This window comes from Trichodesmium erythraeum IMS101, assembly GCF_000014265.1.
Classification (GTDB): domain Bacteria; phylum Cyanobacteriota; class Cyanobacteriia; order Cyanobacteriales; family Microcoleaceae; genus Trichodesmium; species Trichodesmium erythraeum.
On sequence record NC_008312.1, the window covers coordinates 5,136,704 to 5,158,919 of the forward strand.

General features: G+C 35.2%; 11 protein-coding genes and 1 tRNA gene. 6 read left to right on the plus strand and 6 right to left on the minus strand.

What is annotated here, in order from left to right; genetic code table 11:
- The first annotated feature begins 2 nt into the window (after positions 1–2).
- A complete protein-coding gene (locus TERY_RS16050) occupies positions 3–2,942 on the plus strand; it encodes a GUN4 domain-containing protein (protein ID WP_011612797.1) in 2,940 nt (979 codons plus the stop codon).
- Between the two features lie 435 nt (positions 2,943–3,377).
- Here TERY_RS16050 and TERY_RS37195 read toward each other — a convergent pair whose 3' ends face one another.
- Together TERY_RS37195 and TERY_RS16060 are read right to left on the minus strand one after the other, a co-directional pair.
- Positions 3,378–5,441, minus strand: a complete 2,064-nt coding sequence (locus TERY_RS37195) for a peptidoglycan DD-metalloendopeptidase family protein (protein ID WP_011612798.1) — start codon at positions 5,439–5,441, stop codon at positions 3,378–3,380.
- 418 nt (positions 5,442–5,859) lie between these two features.
- Positions 5,860–6,726: a biotin--[acetyl-CoA-carboxylase] ligase gene (locus TERY_RS16060; RefSeq protein WP_011612799.1), complete on the minus strand. Its 867-nt coding sequence runs from the start codon at positions 6,724–6,726 to the stop codon at positions 5,860–5,862.
- A 243-nt stretch (positions 6,727–6,969) separates the two neighbouring features.
- Between TERY_RS16060 and pgeF the strand changes: the two genes are divergently transcribed.
- Together pgeF and TERY_RS16070 are read left to right on the plus strand one after the other, a co-directional pair.
- A complete protein-coding gene (gene pgeF, locus TERY_RS16065) occupies positions 6,970–7,806 on the plus strand; it encodes a peptidoglycan editing factor PgeF (protein WP_011612800.1) in 837 nt (278 codons plus the stop codon).
- Between the two features lie 659 nt (positions 7,807–8,465).
- Positions 8,466–9,077 carry a CPP1-like family protein gene (locus TERY_RS16070; protein ID WP_011612801.1) on the plus strand — a complete coding sequence of 204 codons (612 nt, stop codon included), beginning with the start codon at positions 8,466–8,468 and terminating at the stop codon, positions 9,075–9,077.
- A 231-nt stretch (positions 9,078–9,308) separates the two neighbouring features.
- Here TERY_RS16070 and TERY_RS16075 read toward each other — a convergent pair whose 3' ends face one another.
- Entirely contained in the window at positions 9,309–10,964 is a 1,656-nt protein-coding gene (locus tag TERY_RS16075; protein WP_011612802.1) for an ABC transporter substrate-binding protein, read from the minus strand.
- Positions 10,965–12,020: 1,056 nt separating this feature from the next.
- Here TERY_RS16075 and TERY_RS16085 point away from each other — a divergent pair.
- Together TERY_RS16085 and TERY_RS25535 are read left to right on the plus strand one after the other, a co-directional pair.
- Positions 12,021–12,506 carry a hypothetical protein gene (locus tag TERY_RS16085; protein WP_011612803.1) on the plus strand — a complete coding sequence of 162 codons (486 nt, stop codon included), beginning with the start codon at positions 12,021–12,023 and terminating at the stop codon, positions 12,504–12,506.
- 1,699 nt (positions 12,507–14,205) lie between these two features.
- Entirely contained in the window at positions 14,206–14,823 is a 618-nt protein-coding gene (locus TERY_RS25535; RefSeq protein ID WP_011612804.1) for a hypothetical protein, read from the plus strand.
- A 95-nt stretch (positions 14,824–14,918) separates the two neighbouring features.
- Here TERY_RS25535 and TERY_RS16095 read toward each other — a convergent pair.
- Together TERY_RS16095 and TERY_RS16100 are read right to left on the minus strand one after the other, a co-directional pair.
- Positions 14,919–14,990 (minus strand) — tRNA-Gln (locus TERY_RS16095).
- Between the two features lie 738 nt (positions 14,991–15,728).
- Positions 15,729–16,622: an iron chelate uptake ABC transporter family permease subunit gene (locus tag TERY_RS16100; RefSeq protein WP_011612805.1), complete on the minus strand. Its 894-nt coding sequence runs from the start codon at positions 16,620–16,622 to the stop codon at positions 15,729–15,731.
- Positions 16,623–18,064: 1,442 nt separating this feature from the next.
- On the opposite strand from TERY_RS16100, the gene TERY_RS25540 reads away from it, so the two are divergent.
- On the plus strand, positions 18,065–21,529 hold the full coding sequence (locus TERY_RS25540; protein ID WP_011612806.1) for a S8 family serine peptidase: 3,465 nt from the start codon (positions 18,065–18,067) through the stop codon (positions 21,527–21,529).
- Between the two features lie 127 nt (positions 21,530–21,656).
- Here the strand turns inward: TERY_RS25540 and TERY_RS16110 are convergent, their stop codons facing one another.
- On the minus strand, positions 21,657–22,178 hold the full coding sequence (locus TERY_RS16110) for a NifU family protein (RefSeq protein ID WP_011612807.1): 522 nt from the start codon (positions 22,176–22,178) through the stop codon (positions 21,657–21,659).
- Positions 22,179–22,216 lie beyond the last annotated feature (38 nt).

Below are 22,216 nucleotides of genomic sequence, written 5' to 3' on the forward strand. Positions count from 1 at the left end.
TTATGCAAATTCTTCACTTAGATTTAAAATTAATAGGGGATAATTATGCTGAAGTCCGATACTTTTGGAATAATCCCAATGATTACCAATCTTATCAATTATCTTTGACAGAAACTTCTGATGTCATCAAAAAAATAGATAGTATTTATAATACAAGACTACCAGAAGACTACGCCAAAACTGGTCAAACACTTTATAACTGGTTGGATGGAAATAATCGTATTTTTCGACAAGAACTTGATAAATATCAACGGGAAGGAATTGTTTTAGCTATTTCTACTTCAGAAAGATTAGCTCATTTACCTTGGGAGTTGCTCCATGATGGTCAAGAATTTTTAGTTCAGCGTAAACCTGCTATTATTCCTGTTCGTTGGGTGACCGATAGTCAACAACTTTCTTTTCAAAATCAACCTAATAACCGAGCATTAAATGTGGTGTTTATGGCAAGTTCCCCCCGCAACACGGGAGACTATTTTCGTGAACTTGATTTTGAAGCGGAGGAGGGAAGTATTTTGGAAGCAACCAAAAGATCGCCTTTGTTTTTAGAAGTAGAAGAAAGTGGTTGTTTGACTGAGTTAGGTTATCTGGTGGAAAGCCAGGAAGAGAATTTTTTCGATGTTGTTCATCTCACAGGTCATGCAACTTTTGAGCATGGCAAACCTTGCTTTATTACTGAGACAGAATATGGGGAAGCAAAATATAGCAGTGCGGAAGATATTGCTAAAGAATTACAATTTCAGCACCCGAAACTAATTTTTTTATCGGGTTGTCGGAGTGGATATTCACATCACGAAAATGTTCCATCAATGGCAGAATCTTTATTAAGTCAAGGTGCAACAGCAGTTTTAGGATGGGGCGGTTGGGTTTTAGATACAGAAGCAACAAAAGCAGCAGCAAAGCTATATCAGGGGTTGTCCTTTGGTAAAGGGGTAACGGAAGCATTAGGGGAAACTTACCAGGAATTAATTGAGGTTGAAGCTAGAGATTGGCATAAATTACGACTTTATGTAGCGGGTAGTTTACCGGGAGCGTTGGTAACCCCTTTGAGAAAACGAGGTCGGAAACCAGCACCCCGTTACCAGAAAACCATTGAATTTAGAGACCCAGAAGGTAAACTTAGGGTGGCCACTCGTGAAAATTTTGTTGGTCGTCGTCGTCAGTTACAAAATTGTCTCCGTACTTTTAAGTTAGATTCTGATAAGTTGGGAGTGTTAATTCATGGTATGGGAGGTTTGGGAAAAAGTACCATTGCTTCTCGACTTTGGGAGCGTTTATCGGAATATGAAAGGGTTTCATGGTGGCGACAAATTGATAATTCTAATTTAGTGGAAAAATTGGCAGATAAATTGAAAGATGCTGACCTGCGTTTTGCCTTAAAAGATAATCAAAATGAACTCAAATATAGGTTGCGAGATTTATTTGAAAATTTAAGTGAAGCTGGAGCAAAACCTTTTCTTTTCCTGTTTGATGACTTTGAATGGAATCTTGAACCTCGTCAAGGTGGATATGTTTTGAAGCCTAAAGCAGCAGAAGTTTTAAATGCTTTAATTTGGGCAATTCAGGAAGTAGGTGCGAGGGAAAAAATTATTATTACTTCTCGTTATAAGTTTCAATTTGAGTTATTAAGTGAGTTTTGGGTACAAGGTTTAGAAGCATTTCGCAAAGCTGATTTAGAGAAAAATTTGAAACGTCTGGAGAATTTTAATTCGGGAAAAATTGATAAACAATTAATTGAAAGAGCGTTAAAACTTGCCAACGGAAATCCTCGTTTATTGGAATGGTTGGATAAAGATGTACTTGCTTGTGGGGATATTGACGGGAAGTTAAGTAAACTTGAATCTAGTTCTGAAGATTGGCAGGGGAAAATTATTTGGCCTGAACTTTATGAACAAATTGATGAAAAAATGATTCAGGTATTGAGTCATTGTTTGGTGTTTGAAATTCCTGTACCGATGTCAGCTTTAGAGGTAGTTTGTGAGTCTATTTCTGGTTGTAAAGAACAACTTAAAAGAGGGATTGATTTAAGTTTGATAGAAGTTAGTTCAGAAGTAGAAGAACCTGAGCGTGTTTATCAGGTTTCACGAGTGTTGCCTCCTATTATTTCGAGTATTAAATTACCTAAAGCTCCTGAAGCTTATTCTTTCTATGAAAAAGGTTCAGAAAAATTGTTTAAGTTGTGGGGTACAATACCCAATCAAAACTGGAAAAGATGGCGTGAGATTTTCCGGTTAAAGTTTGCCCATAAAGAAAATCCTGAGCGATTTCGACAGGGGTTGTCTTCAACGTTATCCTTCTATTATGATAATCAGGGTGTGCACTATTATAATTTAGCCCATGCTGCTTATTGGTCTGAACTTAAGGAAATCAAAACTGAACTAGAAGAACTGCTACAGGATAATAATTTGGAAGAATATTTGCGTCATAATAATTTGGAAGAATATTTGCGTCAAAGTGAATGGAGAAAAGCTGATGAGGAGACACTAGTAATTTTTTATCAAACAACAGTAATTTTTCCTGAATTAATAAAATTTCAAGGTTCTGATGGTGTAACATCTTTTATTTATGATGATAGGGAGATTCCACGGTTAACACTTGAGTACATAGACCAACTTTGGGTAAAATATAGCCATGGTAAGTTTGGTTTTTCCGTCCAAAAAAAAATTTATCAGAGTTTGGGTGGAAAAGGAGAGTATGACAGGGAAGTATACGAAGCATTTGGTAATGAAGTCGGATGGCGTTCAGGAGAAAAACAGTTGTCTTACTCTGAACTAACTTTTAGCTTAGATACGCATTATACGGGGCATCTCCCATTTCAGGCATGGAATCATTGGGAAGAGGCTAGTAAATTCGCTGCGGCTATGACAGGGAAGTATCCAGTGAAGTTTACAGTTTACTACTATACGAAGCATTTGATTAGGTATCCGAGAAATATGGAGATTTGATGGGGAAAACTTATTTATTTATTGTTTACAATATGGAAATTATCAGGAACAAGAAAAGTCAAATGTTTTGCCAATTTTATCGAGGTCAGTTATTTTAAATTTTCTTATTAGGCGAGGAGAAAAAGGCGAAAATGCTTTGCTCCGAGAGTTTCGTGAATGGTTACAGAACCCAGAGAATAGGTAGAAGTAAATGATTTTTTTTCTGAGTCATAGCGATCGCTCTTTTCTACAAAAGTTTGATTATAAATATTTCTACTTTATATACTTTAAACCCTCTGTCTCTATAAATTTATCGCTAAAACCCGACTACGCACTTTCATCATAATTATTCAATCAGACATAATATAACTTATTAAACTTATCCTGACAAAAACTCCTGTAATATTTTTCTCAAATATCCAGGAGTTTAGTAAAATTTTCCCTACTCAACTAACCTTATTCCACCACTTTTTTTTCCTGCTCATTCAAACTAACTTTGACATCCTCATCAGACTCTTCCGAAGCTTTTGTCAACTCAAAAATTGGCGGTTCTAAATCAGGAATAGGTACTTCAAACCCTGGGGGTAAAGGAGGCAGTTGTGGCAGACCAGAACCATTATCTTTAGTCTGCTTCAGCAACTCATTAATACTAACCTCTGGTACAGGCGGTACTTCCGTAACCTTCAATGCTGCCATCAAATTCCCCAAAGCAAACTCAATATGACTATCTGGATCTTTCGTCACCCATCCATCCTGTGTTAACTGTCGCATTTCAAAATGTAAATGGGGACCCGTAGACATTCCCGTACTACCAACCCTGCCAATAACCTCACCCTGTTGTACAAACTCCCCTGGCTGCACAAAAATTTCTGATAAGTGACCATAGAGAGTTTCCAATGATTTTCTCTGGTGGTCTAACACAACAGCTACACCATAACCACCTAACCAGTCAGCGATCGCTACCTTTCCTGCATAAGTTGCCACTACTGGAGTACCAGTTGGTGCCCCTAAGTCTGTTCCAGTATGAAACTTTCTATAACCTAAAACTGGATGTTCTCTCCACCCAAATAATGAAGTAATAGGTGCTGGAACAGATAGAGGAAATATTAACCGAGTATTACCATTTCCAGGTACTGCCGGAGGTCGCATGGTGCGTTTGTAATAAGCTAAACCTGACTGAGATATGGGGTTATGAAAAAGTCCCTGCACCTGAGCCGGTAATACTGCTGCCACCTCCACTCCTCTTGAAGAGTCTGAGTAGTTTGGAGCATAAGAGGTGCTGGAGTAATAACCATTTTGACCGGAGGATGAGTTTGAATAGTAACTTGTTTGACTATAACTAGAAGTATCTGAATAATAACTATTATCCTTGGAAGAGTAATAGCTATTATCATTGGAAGAATAATAACTATTATCGTTGGAGGAGTAATTTTGCCGACCTTCCCCATACAATGAATTATAAGATGAAGTTTGAGCAGGAGCACTCCAATTATTTGTTGCAGTAGTTCCACTCCAATTATTGTTCTGAGTAGGGGCGCTCCAATTATTATTATTTTCAGCTACAGCACTCCAATTTTTATTATTATTTTCGGCTACAGCACTCCAATTTTTATTATTTGTTGGATATTGAGCAACTTCACCTGTAGAACGCTCTGAGAAAACTACTGTACTTGGTGCCTCATAACTATCAGTTGCACCCACTTTATAATCTGTCTCATCTATATAAGCATTAGTCGAACCATTATAATAATAAAGCTTCTCAGGTTTTGGTAGTGTTAGAGGTGGTAAGTTATTTTTAGATTTTTTTGATAGGTTGATATTAGTATTAGTCGGAGGTGCTACATATAAATTTTTGGGTAGATAGATAGTACTGTCTGGTTCCGGTTCTGGTTCCGGTTCATAAATTGGTGCTGGCTGGGAATAGTAATAAGGTTCCGGTTCATAAGTTGGTGCTGGTTGAGAATAATATGGTTCCGGTGAATAATATGGCTCTGGTTCGTAGTAGGGTTGAGAATAATATGGTTCTGGTTCGTAATAACTTGGTGCTGGTGAAGAATAATATGGTTCTGGTGAATAAGATGGTGCTGGTGAATAATATGGTGCTGGTTCGTAGTAGGGTTGAGAATAATATGGTGCTGGTGAATAGGATGGTGCTGGTGAATAATATGGCTCTGGTGAATAAGATGGTGCTGGCGAATAATATGGCTCTGGTGAATAAGATGGTGCTGGCGAATAATATGGCTCTGGTGAATAAGATGGTGCTGAATAAGATGTTTGGGGTACTGGGGCGGGTTGATATGATGGGTCATAGTCATATACTTCTATTTCCAAAACCACCTCCCCTAAAACCATACCTCTACTCAGCATCCCTAAACTAGCTAGACAACAACCTAGCTGCATAAGTGATTTGCGAGGGAAGAGTTTGGTGATTTTCAAATTTTGCTTTTGGTTCGGCCCTTGAGTTATTTCCTGTATTTCAGCTTTAGACTCAATTGATTGATTTTGATTTTCTGGTGACATTATTATTTAAGTTGCTTTTTATAAACAATTTAACAGTTTAATAAACTTTGACTTCGATATAACCATGTTTTTTCACCCTATGGGTTTGGAAAGCAAGTAATATCCTGTTTCAAGAAAATATTAAATTTTTCCCACTTAAAAATAAATGACCAGATGTATTCCAATTTGTGCCCCACTCCCCTGTTCCTCACTACTCTTAGATTTTTTTTACAGGAATAATACTGTAAAACAAATCAGACTCCAGGGAAACAAGACTTGATAGACATTAGAGGAAGTAGACAACGAAGCACAGCCACCTCTAAATTAAAACTTATAAAAATTTAGCTCTCTATCAAGCCAGCACAAAATTTAAGCAATGACAATTATTTTTTTCTCCCTTACCACTTTCTCCTCTTTGCACTTTAAGTCTATTCACCCATTAACCATAACCCAGACTGATTGTACCTGGTTTTAGATATATTTCTGAAGGTAATATTTGAGACTGAGTTTTTGCAGTAGCTGAACCAGAATTAATTTTTACTTTTAACTCCCCACTCTTTGTCACTCCTACAACCTCCCCAAGACGATCTTCCACCAATACCTGCTTCCCCATATTTATTAATAGTTGATTATAGGCAGGTAAAATATTTTCTATTCCTGAGTCTAAAAGTTGTCTAATGGCAGACTCTAATGCATGAAAAACTATTGCCGCTAACATTTCTAGAGAAGATATTCCTGGTTGAGACTCGTTTCTATAATAACTTTGCAGGTTAATCCCTGTATCTCCTATCTCAGAATTTGCCCAGTTAATCCCAATACCAATTACTGCCCAAGGAACTTTTTCTTTCTTGACCCTCGTTTCTGTAAGGATACCACCTAATTTTCGATTTTCTAGAATTAAGTCGTTAGGCCACTTAATTTTAACTGGTACACCATAATTCTGCAAACTTGAGGCTATACCCCAAGCTGTACATAAGGTTAGTTGTGGGATATGAGATATCAATATTTTGGGCATACTCGTCCATCCGCAACCCTTACAGAAAGCTACTGACATATATAGTCCGCCAATACTTGATATCCAGTTTCTACCCCATTGTCCTCGCCCTGCTGTTTGTTGGGCAGCTATGACCATAGTTCCTGATGATGCTCCTGAGTCAATTAGTTGCCAGAGGGTTTGATTTGTTGAGGGAAGGCTAGAAAAAATGTGCAAATGATTGGGGGTTAAAGGACTCGAGCTGTGGGATAATTTCGTTCCCTGAATATTTGATAGGGAGTTGATAAATTTTTGTTGATTAAATTCTAACAATTTTTTTTCTTTAGATAATTCTATATTTATGTATTATGGTTTTGATTGATTTGGCTAAACTAAACTTTTCTTCTCATAGCTAATTCATTTTTATAAGCACCAAACCAATATAAATTTTTTCCCTATTGTCTATAGAGTAATAACAAAATCAACCTTTTAAACTATAGGGAACCTGAATATAGTTAGGAACAGTGCCAAAATAAAAATCTAAACTGCAAACTGCGAATTTTGATTTTGATTCTGATGACTATAGCTAACTCTGATTCACAAAAACTAAGTAAATACTACCAAGTTTTGAGTAAAAATAATGTAACTTGGTATTGGCAAAAATGGGAAGGACTACCCTTCCTAACCTGTAGCCTTTTACAAAATTGGCCTCATGGTTTTTTTACTAACCATTTTTTCCCCAACACACCAACAGAATTAGTAGATATATTACATCCTTCAGCAGAAGTATATCGTGTCAAGCAAGTACATGGTAGTACTGTAATTACACCAGCGAAGTTTACTGTTGAAACTGAAGGAAATTATCCCGAAGCTGATGGTTTACTCACAGAAAAAGCCAAACAAGCAGTTTGGGTTTGTACTGCTGACTGTGTTCCTGTTCTAATTGCTGACCAAAAAACCGGACAAGTAGCTGCTGTTCATGCCGGGTGGCGTGGTACTGCTGCCAAAATTGTTCCCGTGGCATTGGCCGGTTTTGAGGCCCAGGGAAGTCAATTATCTGATTTATTAGTTGTACTTGGCCCTGCTATTGCTGGAGAGGTTTATCAAGTCTCTCAAGAGGTAGCAGCCCAAGTGGGAGCAACGATTTTTCCAGAAACAGGAAAAGCAACCATTGAAGATATTATGCATTTCCTTGAGCTTTTACCCCATTCACCAATATTGTCCGATCCAGAACCGGGAAAAGTTCGCCTAGATGTTCGTTTAGTCAATATCTTACAATTAAAACAATTAGGTATTGATAATCAACAGGTGGCGATCGCTCCCTATTGTACTTATCAACAACCAGAATACTTTTTCTCTTATCGGCGTGAAAAACAAAAAAAGGTGCAGTGGTCAGGAATAGTTAGTAACTGAGATTAAATCATATTAATTATCTATCAAAAGTCAAAGATTAAAACTTAAAAGTAATACAAATTAACGATAGATATTTATAAAAAGAGCCTGTACTTCTAAGATCACTTTTATTTCATTTTATTTGACCTTCTCCCGAGCTATGAAGCCGCAGTATTTCTACTGTTGGGTTGCTAAAATTCGAGTTTTGTAATTAGCCCGGGCTTCGAGCTCCACAAGCTAAGTCCAACTTCTCATTCCTAGGGCTATAAAAAGACCCTAGCCTAAGAATTGCTTGATGCGCCCATTTTTTGTCTCCCATTGCTCGGGAGTAACTGAAAAAAGAAGAATAACAGATGTATTTAAAAAAACAATTAAAAAGTCTTCCGATGGCAGAGCAAGGCTTTAAACCCAAATTTTTTGTAAGTCAAATTAAATACCTATCTAGCCAACTTTTATCCATCATATCTCAACATTCTTTTTTTATCTACCTTGTCTTAACCTCAGGCCTCAGAACTTAATTCTTATATAGTAAATAAATCATATTCAGTATTAAAGTTATTTGTTAATTTATAGAGAGATATTTGTCAAGTTAACTAGGCATATTTCTGTAAAACTAAATAAGATTAAAGTACTATAATTGAATATTGTATCATAGTTTAAAAGATTATTAATAAATTCATATGAGTAATCAGAGTCATTATCAACAACTTGGTCTTACTGAAGACGCTTCTTTTGAGGAAATTCAAGCAGCAAAACAACATTTAAAGCAACAGTATGGTCATGATCAGAAAACAATGGAAAATATTGAAGCTGCTTATGATGCTATTTTAATGGACCGTCTACGACTACGCCAGGAAGGCAAAATTAAAGTGCCTGAGCGTATTAGATTTCCAGAGAGGCAAGCAAAAAAAGCAACTGAAACTTTTACTTCACAGGAAACCAATCAAGGGCCAGCTTGGCTACAAAGGTTGATTGACACTCCTAGTCAAGCTGATATCCTATGGCCGACTGGTATATATCTGCTCTTAGGCGGAATTAGTATTTATTTGGGGGATACTGATCCTTCTAGATTACAACTAACTTGGGTTTTGGGAGTTGGTAGTTGTCTTTATTTCCTTAAGCGGAAAGAAAATAATTTTGGTCGAGCTGTTTTATTAGCATTTAGTAGTTTAATTTTTGGATTGATTTTAGGGGGAATACTGAGTTCTTTGGCAATCGGTTTACCAGCGGAAACATTTATTACTTTGGTAACTTTTTTGTTGTTATGGATGGTTAGTTGTTTTTTGCGTTAGTTACTAAGTATTCAGCTATTAGTTATTAGATATTAGCCATAAAAATTAAGTCAGTTATCGAGCAATTCAGTCTAGAAAAAAACTAGATTAAAGCTTCGTATACATTCAGCTAATAGCTGATAGCTGAAAGCTGAATGCTTATTTCTAGAGTTTAGACTAAATTATGGGGAATTCAAATAATGGAGAAATTTCCGGCAATATTTAATAAGTCTAACTTCCGTGAATTGCTAGTTATGATTTATTAATTTTCAAGAAAGAAAATTGCTGAGTAGGTTCTAAACTAACCCCACTGATGTTTTTCTGAGCAAATACATAATCTTTATCTAACCATAATGGGATAAAAGGAACATCTTCTGCTAATAATTCTTGAATTTCTACAAAAATAGCTAGCCGCTTTTCTGGGTTTTGCTCTTGACGTTGTTGTTGGATTAATTTATTTATCCGATCACTATAATAAAATGAACCTTGAAATTGACTAGCCCCTTCTTCACAACCTTTTTCTTTTGAACCTTTGATACATTCTAAAAATGGTTGGATATAATTATCCGCATCAAGAAAGTCTCCATACCAGTCTAAAATAAATGTTTGATATACTCCTTTATCTAAATTATTAAAAGCAGTAGCTGCTTCTACGCTATTCAATTCTAACTCCATTAAACCTTCTAAATTTTGATCTACATATGCTTTTAATGTACTAGCTGTTAATTGCCTCTTAGTAGAATTTGCAGCATACCAAATTTCAATTTTGGCTGGGCTATTTCGAGAATATCCTGCCTCTTTTAATAACTCCTTAGCTTGAGCAAAATTTCCATCTCCATAGTTTTCTTTAAACACTGGTTTATAGCTATTAATTTGTTTAGGAATTAGACTATAAACTGGTTCAGCTTTTCCTTGTAAAACTCGTTCATTTAGTAATTTTCTATCAATAATAGATGCTAAAGCTTGTCTAACAGCTTTGTTATTTAATGGTTCTAAATTGAGATTTAAAACCATATAATTAACTGTCTTACCATCTGTAGAAATTACTTGCCATCCTTGACGGATAGCTTCAGCTTCTAAATTAGTAATTTGGTCAGTGTCTAGAGAAAAATAAGCTACATCAATAGACCCTGTTTTAAAAGCATTAAATAGGTTAGCTGAACTAGAAAATATTTGAATGTCAATTCCTTGATTTTTTGGTTTTTCTCCCCAATAATTTTCAAATACATCTAAGCGTAAAGTATCAGTACCATACTCAGCTAATTTATAGGGACCAGTACCAATAAATGTATCAGGTTTAAATTGACTTTCACCTATTTCATAAGCTTGTGGGGAAACAGCACACAGACCAGAAAATGTTAATAAAGAAGTAAAAGCTGCAAAGGGTTTTTTCAACTTAATTGTTAATTGGTATTCTCCCGTAGCTTCTACTGATTTAATAGTATTAGTTAACAAAGAAGAAGGTGGGCCACTATTTTTAATAAAACGTTTGAAAGAAAAGGCCATTGCTTCAGCGTTGAAAGGAGTACCGTCATGGAATGTCACCCCTTGACGAATGGGAATAGTATATGTTGTGCCATCTTCACTAATTTTTGGCATTTCTGTTGCTAGTGATGGTACAAGTTCCATTGTTCCTAGCTTATAACCGTAGAGGCGATCGCCTAAGTTATGGAGTAAGTTACCAGATATTACTTCGTAGGCATCTGCCGGGTCGATAGTCCGAGGTTTTAAAGTTGTGCCTATAGTAATGCGATTTGTATTTGTTTCTATAGTTAGAGTATTGTCGGGGTTATTTTGAGGTTGGCTACAACTAATGACCAGGAAACAGCAAAGACAAAATAAGCCAAAAAATTGAATTATTGACTGCCAGGAATGGTTGATTGAATTAAATGATTTATGTTTTTCCATAAAGGCTATTTACCTCTTATTGCTCCTCTATAAAACTAATACAAAAAAATTTAATACCAAAAAATTGCATGAAGTAAAAATCTAATGTTTACTTCCTTTTTCTACTTAGAATGTCGGGAGTTAGTCATCTACAGTTATTGTCCACCTGTATTCAGTAAGGTTAATACTTGCATTTTATACTTGTTGTATAGAAACATTATAGGTATCTTTTCTAAACTAAATAAGTTAGTATTTTGACTAATTAATTGCCATCTTATTATCAAAATAATAACTATTTATACGAATAATAATTATTGTAATAAACAGGATTTTTTTAGGATAATTTATTAGGTAAAATCTATAAATTTAGTTCTATATAATAAGCTTAAATATCTAAAATATTGTCATTCTTGGATTAAGTTAATCTTTGGGGTAATATCTGAAATAATATAGTTTGAATATCATGCGCAGTTAAATATTTAAACTCTGGAGGATGTTGTCGCTTATTCTGAAGGGAATAAAATATAAGAAAGGGGAAAGTTTTTTGGTTTTATTTTCCCTTATGGATATCAAATACAACATATCACCCGTAAGGGGAATATTACCCGGAAATAACATTACATCAAGGATAAAAGATAAGAAAGGAGAAAGTCTTTTTTACTTTGCTTTCCCTGAAGGATATAAAATACGAAATTTGACCTGTAAGCCGAATATTACTCGGGCATAATATTACATATTAAAAGTTACAAAATTCAGGTGAGTAAGGAAGTATAGAATAGATTAAAAGTATCGAATAAGCTTTAAAAATTTATTGTCAGCTCATGAAAAAAAATTATCTAATCAAGAAAAAAAAGTCATCAAAAAAATTAACTAATTATCATTTGTTAATTTCTGACTAACTTTTATTAGCTTTTCTACACTGAATTTTGTCTCACTCATATCAAACACCCTATGTTTAATCTATGGCTAATAGCTGAATGCTTACAAGTTAAGAATTATCACAGACCCTAGATGATTGTAAAGATTACTGTTTAGAATTCCACCTAATATAGTTTTTTTTCTTGACTCTCAAAATCTATGTCTAGTTATAAAAATATCAACAAAAATTTGAGCATGGAAGAAGTTTATACTTGTCCTGTTTGCTATCATGGTCAAATTTCAGCAATGACTTTGATGGATGCTTTCTCTTGTAACTTTTGTAACCATATTTTTACTGCCGATCTGGTAAAACAATCATTAAAAATAGCAGATGCTTCTTCTCCTTTAAGCTGGAAATGGAATGGTAAAAAATGGAAGGCTGACCATCCTCAAGTAGAATGGAGTTGGGTAATTCAGTTATTAGCAGTTGGATTTATATTATTACCAACTACATTAATAGGATTAAGCGTTTACTTTTTTCCTCCAACACCAGGCACTCCTTTATGTTGGCTACCCATTTTTTGGATAGGTTTAACTTTTCTATCTCATTTAGCTATTATTGTTAATATTCTAATTGATTATTACCAGTTTCCAGTCAAGTTATACTTCAAAGCACTGGGGCGAAATTTATATTTTCGGGCTTAATACCAAATTCTTAAATATAAGAACCTTATATTAATGAGGTACAGTATTTTTTCTTCTTCCGTATTTCCTTTCCCCAGATCCGGTGCTCTCCAAAATCAAAAACTTGTTGTTCTCAACATTAGTTATTCGCGATAATTGCCATATAAATTTTAAGGTTTGATTTCAGATTTTCTATTGCTCATTAATCATAGTTAATGTAGCAGTAGAAAACATCCAATTTTTTTGATTTTAAATAATGCATATTAACTAGTAATTCAATTTCATTGAGAGAAAATAAATTCCCTTTTATCTATATAATTAGCTAATTTTTATAAATTATATTCTAGTACTCAAAAAAAGAATGTACTTAACACAGAAGTCAGTAATTTAAGAAAAGGAAAAGTCGTAATTGATCCGGTGTTTAAACCACCTAATAGATACAAACAATCCTGATAGCATATAGAGAACCTCACAGTATTTTTATCTGAATATTGATTGAAAAAAATATCATAAAAATTATGTCTGCTTTGCATAAAGGCAAAGAAAAAATACTATAATGAAAGGGGGAGTCAATATTTTTCAATATCATGGATAAAAGTAAATTTTGGTAAACATAAACTATTGTTAAATCAAAATATTCCTTAAATAAACTAGGTATAATAAATGTATACTTTAGTTTTCTATGAAAAATAGATAAATAATCAGAATTGTTTTGAAGAAGAATGATATTTTTCACTAAATTATCATCTCCTCAAAAAGTTTCAAAAGTATATAGGCAGAGGATGGCAATTAAAGCAATGTTTCAAGACTAGAAAACTTGTAATTCTCCTCTATAAGCAGCAAAAGCAAAGAAAAAAAATTGAATAATTTGATGCAAATTTATAGCTATCTTATACAGAATTAATGTATTGATAGTATAAAAAAACAAAAATTACCGAATTAAATAATATATATCAATAACGGATACAAAAGAGGCTGCTACTAGTATTGAATTACATAAATTAATATACTTATTTATCTAGTAAAAAAAAGCTTGAAGCGAAGAAAATCTAGGCAAAGTATTTAGGAATAGAAAATTTAAATATAGCAAAGTTTTTCATAATTAGTATGAGAGAGCAAACCCTAGACTAATTTCTATAATCATCAAAAAAACTAAGTTTTAAGTTGTATCTAAATCCTCTAAATATTAATTAGGGCTAGCTGAATAAATATAGAACCCTAATAATGTGTCAGTTTAAGTAGTCTTAAACCTTGAGAAAAGTGCTAAAAAATTATGAAATTATATTCTCTAATTTAGAATTTTCCCTGATCTGGTGGGAAAAGCGTAGAAACATTAACATGCTCCAAAATTTATAACTGCTCAAGCTCAGTTAGGGATGACTTTTGAAGCCATTAGTTTTTCCCTGGCGGGGTAAGCAGGGGGTTTACTTTTAATTAGCCCATAGTACTCTACCCTGTTAAACCTGACCTACTTTATCATTCCCTAGCTTATGACAAAGGAATTTAACCTCATTATAAGTTTTGAGTTATTAGCCCTGATGACTATTTAATCTTGTGAGAATGAGAGATGTCAGACATGTTACTTAATGACTTCTTTGGCTTTAAGAACTACCCTCAAGAAACTCTAATTACAATTCGATAACTCTTGAAGAAAAACTAATCTAACTATATCTAACTAATAGTAATAGGTAAAAATGTAAATAATCAAAGGATATGAACTATGAAATATAATTATAAAAACTATCGGCTAGATGCAGACAGGAAGCTTTATCAGAAATCACCTCATCCTTTTTTATTAGCATTAATATTAACTGGAATTTTAGCTGCTGAAGCATATCCTAATCTTACTGAAACAGCAATTGCTGCTGTTAAGGTTTTTCAGTATCCTCAACTAGAAACAAAAGGGAAAATTATTTCCAAAGCTAATAATTCTTCTAATCTTTTTAACTCTGTAACACAAACTAAATCTGATGCTAATACAGAAATATTTCAACCTTTTTCCTTGACTAGTATTAATGATGCGAAAAAGTTCAATGAACCTCGAAGTGAAGAACTAGAAAAAATAGCTAATCAAAGTAAAAAAATACCTAATGATATAGTTGAAGTTGTTCGTCAAGATTTAGCTAGTAAAATAGGTATTGCACCTGAAAAAATCAAAGTTATTGGGGTTACTCAAGAGACTTGGCCAAATACTTGTTTGGGTTTACCAAAAAATGATGAACTTTGTGGCCAAATGTTAGTAGAAGGTTGGCGTCTTATTTTGTCTCATGACAAAGGTAAATGGATTTACCGTACAGACAATTTAGGTAGACTAATGAGAGTAGAATTGAAGAAATAAAAATAGTTATCTAAAATTCGTTACTTGATGGTCGAATTAGTTTAAATATAATTAAGTCTGAATATACTCGGTTTAGTTAGTCGAATCTAATTTAACTGGGGCGGAAGGATTCGAACCTCCGAATGGCTGGACCAAAACCAGCTGCCTTACCACTTGGCGACGCCCCATCTCGTCAACATTTAATATATTAACACTGATACCTAGGAGTTTGTCAAGGGTTTTTTTCAATAATTTTGAAGTTTTGATTGTGAAAGAGTTATATGTTAGTTGACAATTTCGGAATCTAAGTTTGTCAAATGCCCTAGTTATTCAGATGAGGACTCATAATAGTAGATTTTCGTTTATGATCACCTTGCTCAACTTCCTTGGGGTGAGAATTAGGACTACATTACCCTGACTCTGCTTTATACCTATACACACTGGAGACAGGTTTGCTAGTTGATCAATACTGGGAGACTGGAGTACCCGCGCAGTATTCCCGTGGAAAGGAATTTAATCTCCATTATTATTAAGGTTATCCCACTTCAAGGGACTGGTGTTGGTAGTTTACACAACTAATTAGGTGAAACGGCTCGTACTCTGCTCATCTCCTCTAACTGTATTATTATTTAAGTAGGGCTGACTGATTAATTCTCAAGGCATTGATACAAATTATGCTCATAGCCAAATTTAGATAGCAAAAAGTACCAGAAGTCAGAAGTTTGGTTGCTTAAGCTTATGGGTGGATAGGGTTTTTGGCATATCGCTAGCATAAAAATTAGAGGACAATTCTTACTACACCGGACTTGGTGACTAAGGCGTTTATCCATGCTGACTTACTGACCTGCTGACCTGCAATAATTCTCACCTTATTAGACAATAGATGTGCTAAACCTAAGTGTTGAAGAGAATTTGATCTGATCTGCTTAATTTGACTTAATTAAACTTTTTAACTCCCGCCAGATAGAGGGCTGACTAGAAATTGATGGGGGATGAGTGAAAATTCCCTGAGTGGGGCTGAACAAAAAAGCTAGTATAAATAACCCAAATGATACTAATACAATTGCTGGACCAGATGGCAAGTTATAGAAATAGCTAATATACATCCCACTAATACTAGATAAAGTTCCTATTCCTACTCCTAATATGATTACTTGGTGAAGTCTTTTGACTAATAGATAAGCTGTAGATGCTGGTGTGATTAATAAGGATAAAACTAATACTACTCCTACTGCTTTAAGACTTGCTACAATTGTTAAACCAATTAACATCATTAGCCCTAGGTTTAATAAGTTTACAGGTAAACCTACTGCTTGAGCGCCGAGGGGATCAAATGTATAAAATAATAGTTCTTTATAAAGTAAGATTACAACTAATAAAACAATTATACCAATAATTAGTGTATCGCGGACGTCTCCAACGGTTACGCCTAGAATATTACCGAATAAAAAATGATTGAGGTCGATTTTATTGTCTTTCTGAATAATTGTCATTAGTGTTATTCCTAAAGCAAAGAAGGCTGAAAAAACTATGCCCATTGCTGCGTCTTCTTTGATTGACGATCGCGTTCTAATTAGATTGATTAAAATTGTGCTAATTATGCCGGCTATAAATGCCCCGATAAATATATTTGCTCCAACCCAAAAAGCAATGGCTAATCCTGGTAGTACTGAGTGACTAATTGCATCTCCTAGTAGAGCTAATCTTTGTACCATTAAATAACTGCCTACTACTGCACAAATAATTCCAACTATTATTGCTACTAGGAGCGATCGCTGCATAAAACTATATTGTAATGGTTCAACTAATTTTTCTAACATTGGTGCTTGTTTCCTCTTTTTTGTGTTTTTGATTATTTTGATTTTATCGCAAAAAAAAATAATTTTTAATTTCAGAATATTTTAGATGATTAATTCAATATTGATAGGTATTTTTCTATATTTTTAAATTAAATATATATAGAATAATCTGCTTATTTAATTAAGTTTAATTAACTGTAAAATTTGTTGTTTATTTATTTCCTCTGAAACTAAAATTATTAGAGTTTTGGTGATGTTTACTTATCAAAGTATTTCGGCAGCAAGTTAATAATAAATATGATTATAATCCCAGTTTTATTATTGTTAATAATATTAATATACACTAGAAAAATATAAACTGAATCTACATTATCTTAAGTTAGATTAATTACTTCATAATAATCATTATATTGTTCAGGATATATTACGATTGTGACATCCATTTGAACATTAGTTAATCTATTGGATTATTAGCAGGTTTATGAGTTCTATATTTCTATACTATTTTCTGAATAATCTCAAGATGGTTGTGTAACTTAAAAATTTAACTATTCTCTAATTTTTTACATCAAAACTGATTATATTTAGTTGTATTTTATTAATAATTAATGAGCTTAATCTATTTGAAAAAGATATTTTTATAAGTTTGCTCACTAATGGCAGGGTTAAGTAAATATTTTGGTTATGGTTCTGATAATACACTTGGATATTTTTCATGTTGCCTCACTGCAATTTGTAAGTTGTTGATGGGAGAAATACTAATAAAAATTTTGATGTAGATGACAATTTTTGTGTTTTTTGGCAGCGATCGCTATATTTAGCACAGGATATATAGTGTATTTCCGTAAGGCCTGTCCATTAAGTTATGGGCCTATTTTTTTGTGGCTTTTATTGTGGCTCTATGCTGTCAGAAAATAAAAAAGACATAACTAAAACAGTTATGTCTCCAAAAAATTGTTTGTTTAGATTGAATTAGCTTGGTTTTAGCTAATTTTTACTTAAAAATGGACTAAGATGGGCCATCTTTTCCTAAAATTCGAGACATAATTGTATCAATTAAGTACACTTTAATTTTGTTCAACCCCTTGCGTTTATAAGAAAGTTCAGGCAATAATACGTTTATAGAAAAGTTGAGGCAATAACAAAACTTACGCAAAGACTCTAATTGTCATGTAAATATTTAAATAAATTACCAAAAATAGACTATATATTGTGCTCTTGTGTAGGTCTTGAAAAAAAGACTACAAAAAACTAAGTGATCACAAAAAGTTTCAATAGCCTCAGTGCGGATATACTGCGCACCAGGATGGGAATGGCACTCGTAATATGAGTTTACGGGCTTTACAGCTCATATGCGATCGCCTTAACTGGTGATGCTGTACTGATTCAAGGTGTATAGCTTTGAGTCGGTTAAATGTTGCACAACAAAAACCAAAAACAACAAGTTTTCTAAATAAAGAACTATGATGACAACACCGAGCTCGAGGAGAGTTCAGAACTCTAGGAATAATCCTCCAGTAGCTGATAAGAACAAAATCACAGTATACGAAAATAGCACAGACACACCTTTAGGAATCACAGCTCCCACGGACCCTGATGGAGATCCCCTAACTATTCGAGTCATCGGATTACCAAGATTAGGAACAGTAACTAAAGCTGACGGTACAGAAGTTAAAAGACGTGACAAATTAACATCAGAGGAATTAGTGGGGTTAGAGTATGATGCCCCTAACAATTACAACGGTAAAGGTAACGCTGGAGGTTTTTTCTACTTTGTTAATGACGGTACATCCAACAGGTTAGGTAGCACACGTATAACTATTAATCCTTTACCTGAAGATTTCAAACCAGGGGAAGTCATTGTTAAACTTAAAGATGTCGATAATAAAACATCTTCTAAGAAGATTGAATCTTTCCGTGATAATCTAGATATTGAAGTAATTTCGACAATTGAAGGGATCGGCGTTGAGTTGTGGAAGTTACCAAATTCTACTAATGTACAAGAGTTTGTTGAAGAATATAGTAGCCGTCCGGAGTTTGATATTCAGCCGAATTTTACAAATACTAAGTTGTTTACTCCTAATCATCCTGATGATCCAGATTATAATGTTCTAGAGGGTTCTTCTCCTCCTGGGCTAGGACGTCTTTGGGGACTCAACAATAAAGGACAAACTGGGGGAACAGATGATGCAGATATTAATGCACCAGAAGCTTGGGGTTTTACAACAACTCCAGTAGTATCTCCTACAGTTAATTCTACTGTTCGTGTAGCTGTTATTGACACAGGTGTTGACGTAAATCACCCAGATTTAACAGGTAACTTAAATTTAGATTTGGCGGCTAATACAATATTTGGCGATGATCCTGAGGATGTGACAGACAACCACGGTCACGGTACTCATGTTGCTGGAATCATTGGTGCTGTAGGAAATAATCAGACAGGAGTAGTCGGAGTCAATTGGGATGTTGAAATCGTGCCGATAAAAGCCTTTGATGATATTGATGGCGATGGTGTTCCAGAGGCAACTGATATGGCTATTTTAGAGGCAATTAACTATGCGATTAACGTTGCCAAAGTAGATATAATCAATGCTAGTTGGGGCAAGCTACCTGATAATGATAATGATGATAATGATGATATAGCGGAACTTTGGAAGAATGTCATAGATAATGATACTGATGACGAAAGCCAACCACCACCGTCACCGCCACCACTATTCGTCGCAGCAGCTGGTAATCAAGGGGTTGATATTGATGATCCGGAAAATGCTGTTTACCCTGCGAGCATTGACTCACAAAACATTATTTCTGTAGCTGCAACAGACCATGACGATAACCTTTCCTCATTTTCCAACTTTGGAGCATCCGTTGATTTAGCTGCTCCCGGCGGTAGCGATATACCAGGTAATGGTCCTGGAAGTTCTACTGATCCTCGTAATATTTATAGTACGTTGCCAAATAATGATTATGGATACAGTGCAGGTACTTCCGCCGCCGCAGCTTATGTGAGTGGAGCAGCAGCTTTAATGCTGGGGACAAGAAGAGCCAGGAATGAGAAAACCGGTCAGCCTGATTTGAGTACTCTTCAATTGGAAGAGAAACTTCGAAATGCAATCACTCCTATTAATGGTTTGCCAACAGCCACAGGTGGTCGCCTTAATTTGTATAATGGAATTGATCAGGAAGGTATTGGTTGGGGTGACGTACACTTTACCACTTTTGACGGTCGTAAATATGACCTTCAATCCTTTGGCGACTTTATTATGGCCGAAACAGCGCGGAATGATGATGACTGGGTAGTTCAAACTCGTCAACAACCTTGGGCAAAGAATAGTTCAGTTGCTGTTAATACAGCTTTTGCTACCCGAGTTGATGGTAAAACGGTAGTTTTTAACCAGAAGTTTCCTAACAACAGACTCCAAGTTGGTGGAGTTGATTTTCCCTTGGCTAGCGGTGAGACTAAAAACATTGGGGACAGCAAAATCGAACGTGATGGCAACAAATACACAATTACCTATGCAGGAAATGATGGTATTATTGATGTTGATGATGCTAAGTTAACAGCTTTTGATAACGGCGATCATATCAATATTCATATATCTGACTTTGCTACAATGCAAGGGCTGTTAGGAAATAATGATGGTAACCCTAACAATGATTTTGCTTTAAGTGATGATACTCAAAAGTCTAACAATGTAACCGCAAAAACAATACACCAAGAGCATGGTGAGTATTGGCGGGTACCGAGTGAAGACAAAGAACAAAAGGGGGATAGAAAATCTTTGTTTGAAGACTCAGCCGAGGTTATAGGCATTCCTAAAAGATTTTTAACGCTGGATGGTTTCCCTAAAAATGACGTGGCAGCAGTCAATGCAAAGGTAAAAAAAGCAGGAATTACTGACAAAGACAGAGCAGATGCAGTTGCTTTCGACCTTCTTGCAACTGAAGATGAAACTTTTCTGACTAGTGCTGTAGAGTTTTTTAAGTCTGTAGACGAAGCAAATAATCCTGACGTTCAAGCACCTGTCCAGTTTGACTTCAATGCTGATGGAGTAGCAGACATTCTCTGGCGTGAGGAAAAAGGGCGTCGTGCGCGTAGTGATATTTGGTTTATGAATGATGATGGTACACTTAATAAAAGTACTCCACTCGTAAATTATTATTCAAGGTGGGATGTAGCAGGAGTAGGAGACTTCAATGCTGATGGAGTAGCAGACATTCTCTGGCGCCACAAAAAATACGGCTTTAACTATATTTGGTTGATGAATGATGAAGGCACATTTAATAGCCGTCTTCACATCAAGCGTCTTAGTTCAAGCTGGAATGTAGAAGGAGTAGCAGACTTCAATGGTGATGGAGTAGAAGACATTTTCTGGCGTAATAAATCTCAAAACCAGATTTGGTTTATGAATGATGAGGGCAAAGTTAATAACCGTGCTAGCCTTGACAGTCTTGGTACAAGTTGGGATGTAGCAGGAGTAGGAGATTTCAATGGTGATGGAGTAGAAGACATTCTCTTGCGTGATACAAAAGGAAGTAACGAGATTTGGTTTATGAATGATCAGGGCGAAGTTGATAACCGTGATCGCCTTAGCCGTCTTAGTTCAAGGTGGGATGTAGCAGGAGTAGGAGATTTCAATAGTGATGGAGTAGAAGACATTCTCTGGCGTGATACAAAAGGAAGTAATCAGATTTGGTTAATGAATGATCAGGGGAAAGTTCAGAGTTCTGTTGACCCAGGAAGTTATGATTCAGCTTGGGATGTAGCAGGAGTAGCAGAGTTCAACGGTGATGGAGTTGCAGATATTCTCTGGCGCGATGAAAATAATGGATCTAACCGTATTTGGTTGATGAATAATGACGGCACACGTAATCAGATCGTTGACCCTGGATCTCTTGGTTCAACTTGGGACGTAGTTGGGATGTAAAACATTAACATCCTCCCGACGCTGCTTTCTGAAACAGCGCGGGTTCCCCTCACCTTGGGGTTTTAGTAGCAACTATGGATAAAACCAGAGCTGTATCTACTCCCTAAACACAAAAATCATAGCCAAATTAACTAATGCCAGAAATATGTACAGAAACTACATTTTTAATTTCTGGGCAATGGGTTTTAATAGCTTGTTCCACACCGTCTTTCATGGTTAATGTGGAAGCAGGACAGTTACTACAATTTCCCACTAACTTGACCTCTACGGTATCGGGCAATTTTATCCCAACTAACTCCACATCACCATTATGGCTTTGCAAACCTGGGCGAACTTCATCCAATGCTTGTTGAATCCTAATTTCTAAAGGTGGTGTGGGTGGTTTAACTAATTCGTGGTAACGCAATAAACCATAAACTACCTCATCTTGCACCGCTTCACGCAGTGCTGGCATAGATTCTTTTTTCACACTACGAATTAATCTAGTCAAAGCTTCTTTGTGTAATGCTTCAATAGCATTTTTCAATCCCTCAACTACTAACTTTTGATTTTCATCCCAATGAGCGATCGTCTGTTCAAAGTGGGTAATATCAGAGACCAGAGCTTCTAGACTCACAGACTCTGGCAAAGGAATTTTAGCTTGAGTCATATCAGTTATTAGTTATTAGTTATCGGTTATCAATTATC